Origin of the sequence: Alkalibaculum bacchi (assembly GCF_937875145.1) — a bacterium.
GTDB classification, from domain to species: domain Bacteria; phylum Bacillota; class Clostridia; order Eubacteriales; family Alkalibacteraceae; genus Alkalibaculum; species Alkalibaculum bacchi_A.
Genome location: NZ_CALNCS010000013.1, coordinates 1 through 11,528, shown reverse-complemented (window position 1 = coordinate 11,528; position 11,528 = coordinate 1). Strand labels below are relative to the sequence as shown.

The following is an 11,528-nucleotide window of genomic DNA, read 5'->3' as shown; positions in this document are numbered from 1 at the left end:
AGCCTTATTTATTCAGGCAATGTTTGCAAATTTAAGCTGGGAAAGTTGAGTTAATCAAGATAAAATTCGCGATCCTAGATATTTTGGTAAATCCTATTCTTCCATGATTAGAAAAAACATACTCAGTATAGAAGACGATGAAATACAGCTATCCAAAAAGGAAAAGTTTTTTGATGGTGATAGACAAAAGATACCGTTAGATGTTGTAGACAAAATGGTTATCTGTAGAGAAAGTGAATTTATTGGAACAAAAGGAACAGCTTATAATAAAGAAATTTATTGTGCCAAGGATGCGCATGTAGAAAGCAATACAAAAATTAGGGCTATTTACAGTGAAAGCAATATCATTATCGATGAAGGAACAGAGTTGCTTCGTTGGGCAGATTCAGAAGGGACACTTGCCATATATGATAATTGTAATCTAGGAATAAGTGTATCAAGTGGTGAAAGAATGAGCATTGGTCAAAACTGCGAATTTAGAAGGATGTATGCACCTGAAATCTATATTGGTCAATATCCTATAAAACTTCTAAATCCTAAAGAGAGAAAAGATAAAAAAGTTTATTGCCTGTCTGTTCAAAAAAGGATAAAGAGAAATGTTCGTTATATTAGCAATGAAATGGCAAACGAAGAAGGCGTTGTCGACTATACTATTGTTTCATCAGAAAATGTTAGAGTTACAGAAAATATCATTGTGCAAGGGGATATTCGCTCTCATAAAAGCGTTCGATTATTTGATGGGGCAATTGTTGTTGGAAATATATTTGCAGAAGGAAATGTGATCTTAGGAATAAACTCGTGTGTAATTGGAAATGTTTTTTCGCAAGAAAATGTGTATTTAGAATCAGGTGCTACAATCGGACAAAGTGGTACCATAAGCTCACTTGTCGCAAGAGGAAACATTATACTAGAGCCAGAAACCTTTGTTTTTGGATATGTGAGTTGTGAAAAAGGTGGGAAAATTTCTCGTTCACAATACATACCGTCACCAGAGTTTCATACGTTTTTGCAAGAAAAAGAGAAAGTAAAGGTTTTGACGTTCAGAGATTTAGATGAGTATGAAGATGTTTTAAGACAAGGATTTCGCCATAATGAAATTATAGAGGAAGTAATTATTCCAGATGGTGCAAAAAAAATACCTAAAAGCATGTTTTTTAAATGTACTTCATTACAAAAAATACACATTCCTAATTCCATTGAGGAAATTGGAGACTTTGCCTTTATGGATTGTGAACAACTTAAAGAAATTTCACTAATAACAGGGCAAAATCTTAAACGAATAGGAATTTCAGCATTTGAGAATTGTCGATTTCTTGAAACTATTGAAATTCCAGAGTCAGTGGAGATCATCGACGCAGCTGCTTTTTCAGGATGTGCCAATTTGAGAAATGTTATTTTTGAAGAAAACTCTGCATTAGAAACGGTTAAAGATCATGCCTTCCAAGGTTGTGTTAGCTTAATAGAAATAAAATTTGTAAATTATGTAGAAATAGCTAGTGATAACACATTTAAGAATTGCACGAGTTTAAAACGGATATACATACCTGATAATCAGGTAGTAAAAATAGGAGCTTAATCTATGAGGAAGGATAAACAAAAAAAAGTAGTTATTGCCTTAGGTGTAATTGGGTTTGTTATGATACTTTTGAGTCTAGATAGTCTTGTAAATAAAACACGCGTTGTTAATCCTATAGCAAGAGATTGTCAAGCGCAAACGAACCCAGAAGTGGAATACAATCAATATGACTTACAAGGACAAGTATTGACTGCAAATATTTTTTACGAAGACGACAACTATATTTTTTATGAAGACCGTATATTGAAGAAGTTCAACTATAAAAAGGAGTACATTGAAAACGAAAAAACCATATTACATAACTTATCAAATATCATTCCAGATAACGCAAAGATTTATATGATGCCAATACCCAAACGAATAGTTTGGGAAGGCATGCAGTTAGATGAAACAAAAGAATATATGAGTTTTATAGATGAGCTTTACGATATTGTTCCAGAGAGTGTAAAGCTTCTAGATCCACTTCCAAAGCTTAAGAAACATTCAGATGAGTATCTGTTTTACCGTACAGACGATAGTTGGACTTCAAGAGGAGCATATTATGCATCGGAATTGCTCTATAAAAAAATGGGCCTTAACCCAGTCTTATTAGAGGAATATGATGAACATCTATATAGAAGATTGCAAGGAGATAATAAAACATTTTCAATGGATTTATATCGCAATAATCAAGAAATAGCAGAAAAAATAGCTAGTATTCCTGATGACTCAAGTTCTTACTATTTGATTCATGAAGGCATGAATAGGGCGATTAGAACGAAAGAATATAGAGGTACTATTGTAAATGAAAATGTCGTTCTTGTATCTAAAGTTCGATTAGGCAATAATGCTGTTATAGGGAATAAATACTTATGGGCACTAGCAGAAGGGGGAAGCAAGAGTGAAGAAAAAAAGGATAAAACAGCTTTGCTTTTATCTGATCTAGATGGTCACATGATTGTTCCATTTTTAACCCCTTATTTTGAAAAAGTATATGTAGTTAATACGATATATCATAAATATAATGAAGAAGAACTTAAAATGATATTCAAACAGTATAATGTGTCAGACGTGATTATTGCTCAAGACTCGGAGGATATTGGAGATCCGTCAAAAAGTAAATTTTTTTATGGGATATTGAGTAAGGGAAACTAATATTATTGAAAAAATCGTATCCTGATAGGGTAAAACAAAGAATAGTAAAGAGGAGAGTAACTAGTTCATGAGGTCAGGTCTTCGAAAAGAGATAAAATACATAATACCTAAAATTGAGTTTTTAAGGCTAAAAAAGCATTTAGAGGCATTAATGAGAAAGGACAGTCATTGTAGTGATGGAAGCTACATGGTTCGCTCTCAATATTATGATTCACTAAGAGATCAAGACCTACGAGATAATGTAGATGGAAATATGGAAAAGAGAAAGATTAGATTGCGAACATACACACTTGATGCGAGTAAAATAAAATTAGAATACAAATGTAAGAGCAATTCTGAAGGAACAAAGTATGCTATTTGGATTAGCAGGGAAGAAGCAGCTATGATGGAAAGTGGTAAGTACGGTTTTCTTTTAGACCATGAAGAAGAGCTTGCCAAGATATTATATGTAAAGATGATGCAAGGTGCATATAGAGCTAAAACGATTATTCAATATAATCGAATGGCGTATATTCATCATGTATGTGATTTCAGGATCACCTTCGATACAGATTTAAAGTCAACTTTGAATCCACATGGATTGTTTTCTAAAGAACTTTCATTTGTTCCCCTGATCGAAGGTGATCGGGGAATAATGGAAGTAAAGTACAATGATTTTCTACCGTCAGTGTTTAAAGGTCTATTACAAGAAATTGATGCTTTGCAAGAGGCAAGCAGTAAGTACTCAATGTCAAGGCGTTATGTATAGTGGGAGATGAAAAAATGAAGGAATTTATAGTAAATAATTTAAGTAGTGCAGAAACCATAAGTATGGCTACTATTGTATTAAATAATATTGTGGCCATGGCTGTTGCGTTTTTTTTGATGTTTGTATATAAACTAACCTATTCAGGAACAGCATATAGCAAGAATTTTAATATATCACTAGGTGCCATTGCAATTATAACAAATATAATCATGAGCGTAATTAGCAATAATATTGCATTATCATTGGGCATGGTTGGCGCTCTTTCAATTATACGATTTCGTACAGCAGTAAAAGATGTCAGAGACGCAGCTTTTATTTTTTGGGGCATTTCTGTTGGAATTGGATGTGGTGTCTCTCAATATGCTCTTGTGGGAATTGGAAGTCTGTTTGTATTTTTGTTTTTCTTTATAATGGGGCAAGCTAGTCTTGATTCAAGATACCTATTAATTGTTGAAGGCATTTCCGATGTACAGAATGAGATTGAAGCTGCAGTTGATAGTCATTTCGGGAGAGATATTTCTAGAGCGATGAAAAGCATTTCGGGAGAAACTTGCGAATTAATCTATATTGTCAAGGAAAATGTAATGAAAAAGGCAAATGAAAAAAATTTAATCGATATATCACAAAGACTCAATAAAATCAAAGGGGTTAAACGTGTAAATATCGTAGAGCAACTTGATGAGATCGGTCGTTAGGAGGTGAGGACGTGGATACTCATGTTTAAAGCAAAAGTATCTACGCCCTGGTAGTGATGAAAAAAAAGATATCTGTATTACTTGCATTGTTTCTATTTATTACGGTAATAGGTGTTGGAAGCCTTAAATATAAAGAGATTGAATCCACTAAAATAAAAGAGAATTCTAGTACTAAGAAGGGAAAAGTAAGTGAATGGAAAAAACCTGATATTGAGAATTTAGAGTATTACGGCCTAGATGCTTTTGATACGAATTTTCCAGTGGTACATATAGATACCAATGAACAAAGAATAGGAAAGGAAAATAAAATTTGGGCAACGATATCTGTTTTAAATGGAAGTTTAGAGGGCGCTAAAAGAAGTATCTGTGATGTGCCTGATTATAAATCCCTAGCCGCCATCAATCTTAGGGGAGCGTCATCTTATTCCGTTTTTGACAAAGAACAATACAGGATTAAATTTTATAAAAACCAAAGAAAATTGGGTTCAAAAGAATATGAGTTTTTAGGAATGGGACCCCATAGTGAATGGGTACTAAATGGACCGTTTTTGGATAGAACATTACTAAGAAATCGAGTTATATATCAAGTATCAAGAGAAGTTTTTGAATGGGCACCAGATAGCCGTTTTTGTGAGGTGTTTGTCAATGGCGAATATAGAGGTATTTACTTGGCGATTGAACCTATTACAACTGGTGAAACAAGGTTGCAATTAAGTGATTTCGGACTTTTATCAGGAGAAACGGCCTATATAGTGAAGCGAGATAGAGAAGGCACTGAAGCAGACTTTCTTAACAACTATGGGAAAATTTCAGGAAAAACATCTAATGACTTGACCATTTCTTATCCAGGAAAGAACAGTATCACTACAATACAGCGTCAGTGGATTGAAAAAGATATAAGTAATTTTGAAGAGGTATTGTATTCAGATCGCTTTGATGACCCTGCTAATGGCTATTCAAAATATATGGACGTAGATAATTTTGTCGATTATTTTATTTTAAATGAGGTGGTCATGAATAATGATGCAGGAAATCTGTCCACCTATGTGTATAAAGAAATCAATGGCAAGCTCAAGCTTGTCGTTTGGGACTTTAACAATGCATACAACAATTATCAATGGTTTGTCCAGGACTACTCTACCTTTTTTATGGAAGAATCAGCATGGTTTCAAAGGCTTCTTTTAGATAGACATTTTGTCGATCTTGTCGTAGAACGATACTGGGAACTTAGAGAAGGTGTTTTGAGTGATCAATACATATATAATATGATAGAGAAAGGCGAAGAAGAACTTGGAGATGCTATAGATCGCAATTTTGCTGTATGGGGATACACTTTTACTGAGACCATGATGGTATCAGGTGGTGGAGAAAAACGTGATCCTTCAAGCCATGATGATGCCGTAACAAAGCTTAAGGATTCAATTAATGAAAGGTTTAAATTCTTAGATGCTCATATTACAGATTTATATGACAAGTGTGTCAATTAATAAGAATGATACTATATAAAAATAAGCAAAAAGACATTTGGAATTTGCGTTCTAAATGTCTTTTGTCTTCACATTTAGGAACGGTGACTAATTACTCCAAATTTTAGGAGATAAAGGTTACCGTCCCTATATGCCCTCCCCAGAGAATAGCTACCAGATAGTTGATTTATATGAGATTTGCTGTATCACCGTCATCTTCTCCTTTTATACCTGCCAGAAGAATTCGAAAATGCCGCAAGGCTAGCTCCTTCAAATTGACCTCTGGGTAGCGGACGCACCATTCATAAACCACGCCCCGATAAGCCATGACAAAGTGCTTTGCCGTTTCATTTGCGGATAAATCTGAATGGAATCTGCGCTGAGAAATTCCGCTGTCGATGATCTTAAAAAACATTTTATAAAGTTCTCTGTCATAGTTAATCGCGGCGCTATCAGAGATATCCTTCCCGATTTGTATCCTGTATAGAATTTTCATATTTTCGTAACCTATACTTTCAGTAATAACATCCGCAATCTTTCCAACGAGGGAAAGGAACACCTCACGTGGCAGCATATCGGTAGGAAGGGATTCGAGATAGGTTTTATAATCTGTATCTACCTTTTTTACATCGTCGTTAATTAACATGACGATTAGTGCATCCTTGGATTCAAAATGGACGTAAAAGCTGCCTTTTGCCACTCCTGCTTGTTTGACGATATCGTCCACGTTGACATTCTCAATACCGTGTTTATTGAAGAGCTGTTCAGCGCTTGTATATTTATTGACATCGTGTGCAAAAGAGTAGTATAATGACTATAGTCATTGAACTGGGTCATTGGCTATGTTTATTATAAAACAAGAGTTCTTTTTTTGCAAGGAGATGCCTTCATTTTGATGGCAATAAAAATCAACAAAAAATTGGAGGAAAAGAGTATGAAAAAATGTTTGTATCGGACAATAGGCTTAAGTTTAGCCATAGTTTTTCTTTGTTTCAATTTTTCTGCATGCACTCGAGCAGGTACGAGTACATCTGAAAATAGTGGTGTACTTAGCACTACATTCTCGGATAACGAAATAGAACTTGGTGAAGTTCCTATCAATAACCTCAACGAGGAAGATGACAATGTTTTACAGGGGTTAAATAAGAACTATAATCTGTATGGTTATGATGTACTTAATTCTTCATACATCAACGCAAGAGAAGTAAAAAGTAAGGCTATACTGGATGAAGCGAAATATGATGCATCAAAATATAAAGAAATAAGTGATGATTTGAAGGGCTCCGATATCGATGATTATTATGTTGAAAAAATGAGCAATATTTATTCGCAAATAAATGTTTTGGCAGGAGTTGATTATAAAAATGCTGTTTTTTCTGGAAATGTTCAGGCCGAATATGGTACCAAGGAACAAACCTCTAGTAAGCAAATCTTTATGACCTATATGGAAAAACATATTTTGTCAGGTGTAGAATTCACAGGAACCACTAAGGACTTGACCGAAATGCTCTCAAAGGAATTTCTGAATGATGTGAAAAACGTTGATAAAAATAGCATGACTGCAGCTAAGCTTTTTAAAGATTATGGCACGCACTTGATTGTCGAGTACTACACTGGTGGTAGGGTAAGACTTAATTTCGCATATACCAATGAAAGCGGCTTGAAAGAGAGTGAACTCAAGGCGAAAGCAAAAGCGACCTATAATGCTGTTACTACAAAAGTGGATTCAAGCAAGAAGGAATCTGCAGAAGAATTTGCAACAATTGCTAATATGCATTTCCAAAGCTTTGGCGGTGACAGCATCACAGGTAGAACTGTAGACGGTATTTCAGATCAAATGAAGGATTGGACAAAATCCGTTCCAGAAAAACAGACTATCTGTGGCATAGGCGATTTTGATCGATCCCTTATACCTATTTGGGAACTTCTTGATGATGCGGAGTATCATTCAGTGAAACAGAAGATTGAAAAGGAATTTGTAGAGCAATCCAAAAGAAAATCATTATTTTTAGGGGAACTAGATTTTCTTGATGAGAACAAAGCTTATATTTCAGATATCATTGTGGTTGATGGCAGTACGGTAGAAGGGGCAAAGAAATTAGTACCAAAGGGCTATAAGTATGTTTATCTCAATTTTGACGGTGAAGAAATTTTAGATGCTAATAAAGGGCTAAAACACTACATATTAATTGCGTACCAAACGACAAAATTTAGAAACGGCGCTATTACAGATATTAAGGTGGATCTCGGTGAAAATACAACGCATAAAGGTTATACTAAGATTGATGAAGATTTAAATAAAAAAGTAGGCGGAAAATATGTATATCTGTACTATAAAAAAGCAACAATGGATGAAGCAGTAAACCCTGAAACAAAATTTATCCATGAAATTAGGGGACAATATAATAAGATTAACTCACTACCAGCAGGCTGGAGCCAGCCAAGTACTACAAAGGATTTAAACTCAGGAGCTAATGGTAAATTCATTTATCTTATGATAAGGAAAAGTTGAATAGGGCAGTGCCTTCATCTTATGGTGATATCTTGATCTTTCAAACACCAAATGCAGAAACTTCTGATGATTCGGCATAAATCATAATTATGGTGAACATTTGAAGAGAATTTCTAGTGAAAAAATGTGGCTGAGATATGGGATGAATAGTAGCTATTATAGATATGACCCTAGCTGTATTCACTATAGATAAAGACCAGTATGTAAAAGGACGAGACTTTTTTAAAAAAGTTTTGTCCTTTTCTTTTACAACTTCATTTCTGTGTGATCGAAGGCAAATTGCTTAAATTATTACCTTCACTTTCATCTGGAAGGGATTTCAAATATTCGTTTCCCTTTCTTGTTGCAATACCAACTCCCCGTATACCACCTTGTTTTGCAAGTTTGATACTCTCGGCTTTGTCTAGAACCTGCCCATCGGATAGTTTGTAACCAACGACACGTCCTTCTTCCTTTACTAATGCAACTATTTGTTTTGCATCAGCATTAGGGTTTGGAATATCTTTTTGGGCCATCATGGGTAGCTTTGATAAATTATTATTATCCATTTATTATTTCCTCCAATTCACTCAGTAATTTTAACAAATTCAAAATATTAAGAAGTAGTTTGTCAATAAAGCAAAAAAATATACTTAGTGTTTATGTTTTTAGGATATTTCAACGGAAGTAGATATCGCATTAGCCATAGAAATTGATAATTTATTAAACGCCTTCTGAAGAAAACTCTTCTTGTGAAAGATCTCCTCTGGTTGTCTTTTATTACGCTTAATCTGTATTATATGCAATAATTGTTTTATTTATTTGGATTGAAAAATATGTTTGGCTCTAAAGATAAGAGGTATATAAAGAATACAAGAATAGGAAAAAGGATATGGTTTTTATCTATAAGCAAACGATATAGGGAAATGATTAATAAGAAATATTCTGACTTTCTAGTGATATAGAAGCCTACTATATTATCAGATATTTATCTGATAATATAGGTTAGCAATAAAAGATGAAAAAATTATCTAGGAATTAGATTGTAATCAAGTCCCCCCAAGAGTAACCCTATATGAAAAGCTTATAAGAAAATCATCTTTAGATACCTACACCTTGTAAATACTAGCCATAGGAGAGGAAATTTACATGACTAGTGAGTATAAGATATAAGGGATGTATTACAAGGTATATGTAATTATCCCTTATATCATTTTTTGAATGAGACGGTATGGTGTAGAGTACTTGTTTTGAAGTAAAATAATATGAAAAATTTGACGGAGGTTACACAAGAATATATACCAGTAAGGGATTGATAAATATGGAAATTTTCCAAGTATTTTATAATAATAAAAACGAAGAGCAAAAAGAAGGAATGGAAAAATATATGAAAAATATTTTTCCATTTTTAGGATTGAAAAAACCTGAAAGAGCGGCATTATCTAAAGATTTCCTAAAAATAAAGAAAAAGGATATTGCCGTTGATTGGGATTTTATATTTAAATGTTATAATATGCCTGAAAGAGAATTTCAATATTTAGCAATAGATTATATGGAAAAGATAATTAATTTATTTACACCAAATGATATGAAAAACATCGCATTTCTTTTAACCACAAAATCATGGTGGGACAGTGTTGATGCTATAAATAAAATAGTAGGTCATATAGCCATGAAATATCCAGAAGTGAAAGAAAACATTTTACTGTGCTGGATGAATGCAGATAATATCTGGCTAAACAGAATATCTATAATATTTCAATTGAAGTATAGAGAAAAAACGGATACCGATTTTCTTAAGAATGCCATCTTATCTAACTCTCACACTACTGAATTTTTTATCAATAAAGCTATTGGATGGGCTCTGAGAGAGTATTCAAAAACCAATAGAGAATGGGTAAGACAGTTCATTGAGACTACTAAACTGTCAAAACTAAGTATTAGAGAGGGTAGTAAATATATTGAGTAATAAATGGGTTCATATCTTCATAAGCAGCATTAATGCGAAGAATATTATAAAAAATCAATCTTAAGAAAATTTTCATAATTTCGCTTACATTTTCTTTACATCTATGATTTATAATGAATTAGCGGACAGATGATAATACTACCGTATCTTATGTAAACCTGTCTTGCATACTATAGAACGTTGCTGTCTGAATAAAGGATTATATTAATTGAATAAACGTAAATATAGTTTATAATAAATAGATAGAAGGTAATTATTTAAGAATGCAGTATTATTTAAAAATATACTGATAAATGACACTTAAGGGAGGGACCATTATGACCACGTATAATATATATGTAGTATTAACAAGAACAAACACAATAATATCAAGGCTTATACATGGCATAAAGCATGACCAATACACTCATGCATCTATTTCATTAGACAAGGAATTACGTCATATGTATAGCTTTGGAAGGAAGTATACATATAATCCTTTTATAGGGAGATTCCGAAAAGAAGATATCAATGAAGGAGTATTCAAATTATGTGATACATTACCAGGTGCTATTGTAGAGCTAGAGGTGTCACAGCAGCAGTATGAAAGAACCAAAGCCATGCTTGATAGATTTATTTCCAATACATATTTCTACAAATATAATTATATGGGCCTTATACATAGTATGCTTAATAAACCAGCTCTCAGCGAAAATCGTTTTTTATGTTCTGAGTTTGTATACCATATTTTGGAGGAAAGCAATATAATAGATTTAAACATCTCTAGAAACTTAGTTCGCCCACAAAATTTTCTATACGTAGGCGGGAAAGTTATCTATGAAGGAGATTTAAAAGTATTGAAATTATCGGAAAAGAATATACATAGGAATACAGTTAAACCCATTCAACTAAGTACCCAATAGGAATGAAGATACGTACTTATTTAATTCTGCAAGAAACAAACTAATGTTTCTTTGTATACAAATACAATTCGAAATTTTGTATAAATCTACAACTCTTCTCTTGCTCAAAGAGATTTTGTTTGGTAAGCTATAATTAACATAAAATAAGGGGGCAGAGAAATATTATGATAAAGTGGAAAGATGATTACCTACTTGGTATTGAGGTTATTGATGAACAACATAAGGAATTATTTCGAATAGTCGAAAGCGCCTACGCATTGTTAAAAAATGATTTTTTAACGGACAAATATGATAGGATTATAGCTATTATCGAAGACCTAAAGAATTACGCCGTTTTTCATTTTAAAACAGAAGAGGAATATATGCAGAAAATTGGCTACAGACGTTTTCTATCTCACAAGGTGCAACATGATGATTTTCTTGAAAAGGTCTCTAAAATTGACCTAGAGAGTGTCGACGCCAAACAAGATCAATACCTCTTAGATATTTTGGAATTTGCATTAAACTGGATTGATAAACATATCCTTCAAACCGATAAAACGATTAT

Annotated in this window: 10 protein-coding genes and 1 pseudogene; 9 read left to right on the top strand and 2 right to left on the bottom strand. The window is 33.3% G+C overall.

What is annotated here, in order from left to right:
* Positions 1-103 precede the first annotated feature (103 nt).
* The 5 genes from Q7P22_RS00795 to Q7P22_RS00775 all read left to right on the top strand — a co-directional run bounded on the left by Q7P22_RS00795 (position 104) and on the right by Q7P22_RS00775 (position 5,640).
* The gene (locus Q7P22_RS00795; RefSeq protein WP_303859648.1) at positions 104-1,576 is read left to right on the top strand and encodes a leucine-rich repeat protein; all 1,473 of its coding nucleotides are present in this window, start codon (positions 104-106) and stop codon (positions 1,574-1,576) included.
* A gap of 3 nt (positions 1,577-1,579) precedes the next feature.
* On the top strand, positions 1,580-2,710 hold the full coding sequence (locus tag Q7P22_RS00790; protein WP_303859647.1) for a DHHW family protein: 1,131 nt from the start codon (positions 1,580-1,582) through the stop codon (positions 2,708-2,710).
* Positions 2,711-2,777: 67 nt separating this feature from the next.
* Positions 2,778-3,458, top strand: a complete 681-nt coding sequence (locus tag Q7P22_RS00785; protein WP_303859646.1) for a polyphosphate polymerase domain-containing protein — start codon at positions 2,778-2,780, stop codon at positions 3,456-3,458.
* 14 nt (positions 3,459-3,472) lie between these two features.
* Entirely contained in the window at positions 3,473-4,153 is a 681-nt protein-coding gene (locus tag Q7P22_RS00780) for a DUF4956 domain-containing protein (RefSeq protein WP_303859645.1), read from the top strand.
* 56 nt (positions 4,154-4,209) lie between these two features.
* Positions 4,210-5,640, top strand: coding sequence for a CotH kinase family protein (locus Q7P22_RS00775; RefSeq protein WP_303859644.1), 1,431 nt, complete (start codon positions 4,210-4,212; stop codon positions 5,638-5,640).
* A gap of 166 nt (positions 5,641-5,806) precedes the next feature.
* Here the strand turns inward: Q7P22_RS00775 and Q7P22_RS00770 are convergent.
* A pseudogene (locus Q7P22_RS00770) lies at positions 5,807-6,379 on the bottom strand (TetR/AcrR family transcriptional regulator); the annotation flags it as partial.
* Between the two features lie 174 nt (positions 6,380-6,553).
* On the opposite strand from Q7P22_RS00770, the gene Q7P22_RS00765 reads away from it, so the two are divergent.
* Positions 6,554-8,131, top strand: a complete 1,578-nt coding sequence (locus Q7P22_RS00765; protein ID WP_303859643.1) for an MAC/perforin domain-containing protein — start codon at positions 6,554-6,556, stop codon at positions 8,129-8,131.
* Positions 8,132-8,385: 254 nt separating this feature from the next.
* Here Q7P22_RS00765 and Q7P22_RS00760 read toward each other — a convergent pair whose 3' ends face one another.
* Positions 8,386-8,679: a DUF3892 domain-containing protein gene (locus Q7P22_RS00760; RefSeq protein WP_303859642.1), complete on the bottom strand. Its 294-nt coding sequence runs from the start codon at positions 8,677-8,679 to the stop codon at positions 8,386-8,388.
* Positions 8,680-9,431: 752 nt separating this feature from the next.
* Between Q7P22_RS00760 and Q7P22_RS00755 the strand changes: the two genes are divergently transcribed.
* The 3 genes from Q7P22_RS00755 to Q7P22_RS00745 all read left to right on the top strand — a co-directional run.
* A complete protein-coding gene (locus Q7P22_RS00755; protein WP_303859641.1) occupies positions 9,432-10,079 on the top strand; it encodes a DNA alkylation repair protein in 648 nt (215 codons plus the stop codon).
* Positions 10,080-10,396: 317 nt separating this feature from the next.
* Positions 10,397-10,981: a hypothetical protein gene (locus Q7P22_RS00750; protein ID WP_303859640.1), complete on the top strand. Its 585-nt coding sequence runs from the start codon at positions 10,397-10,399 to the stop codon at positions 10,979-10,981.
* A gap of 164 nt (positions 10,982-11,145) precedes the next feature.
* Positions 11,146-11,528 (top strand): bacteriohemerythrin (locus tag Q7P22_RS00745; protein WP_303859639.1); only part of this gene is annotated, 383 nt, incomplete at its 3' end.

What these genes read in the sequence shown, in the direction of transcription:
- Q7P22_RS00795 (WP_303859648.1), top strand. Translation starts at nt 104, where the DNA reads ATGATTAGAAAAAACATACTCAGTATAGAAGACGATGAAATACAGCTA.
- Q7P22_RS00790 (WP_303859647.1), top strand. Translation starts at nt 1,580, where the DNA reads ATGAGGAAGGATAAACAAAAAAAAGTAGTTATTGCCTTAGGTGTAATT.
- Q7P22_RS00785 (WP_303859646.1), top strand. Translation starts at nt 2,778, where the DNA reads ATGAGGTCAGGTCTTCGAAAAGAGATAAAATACATAATACCTAAAATT.
- Q7P22_RS00780 (WP_303859645.1), top strand. Translation starts at nt 3,473, where the DNA reads ATGAAGGAATTTATAGTAAATAATTTAAGTAGTGCAGAAACCATAAGT.
- Q7P22_RS00775 (WP_303859644.1), top strand. Translation starts at nt 4,210, where the DNA reads ATGAAAAAAAAGATATCTGTATTACTTGCATTGTTTCTATTTATTACG.
- Q7P22_RS00765 (WP_303859643.1), top strand. Translation starts at nt 6,554, where the DNA reads ATGAAAAAATGTTTGTATCGGACAATAGGCTTAAGTTTAGCCATAGTT.
- Q7P22_RS00760 (WP_303859642.1), bottom strand. Translation starts at nt 8,679, where the DNA reads ATGGATAATAATAATTTATCAAAGCTACCCATGATGGCCCAAAAAGAT.
- Q7P22_RS00755 (WP_303859641.1), top strand. Translation starts at nt 9,432, where the DNA reads ATGGAAATTTTCCAAGTATTTTATAATAATAAAAACGAAGAGCAAAAA.
- Q7P22_RS00750 (WP_303859640.1), top strand. Translation starts at nt 10,397, where the DNA reads ATGACCACGTATAATATATATGTAGTATTAACAAGAACAAACACAATA.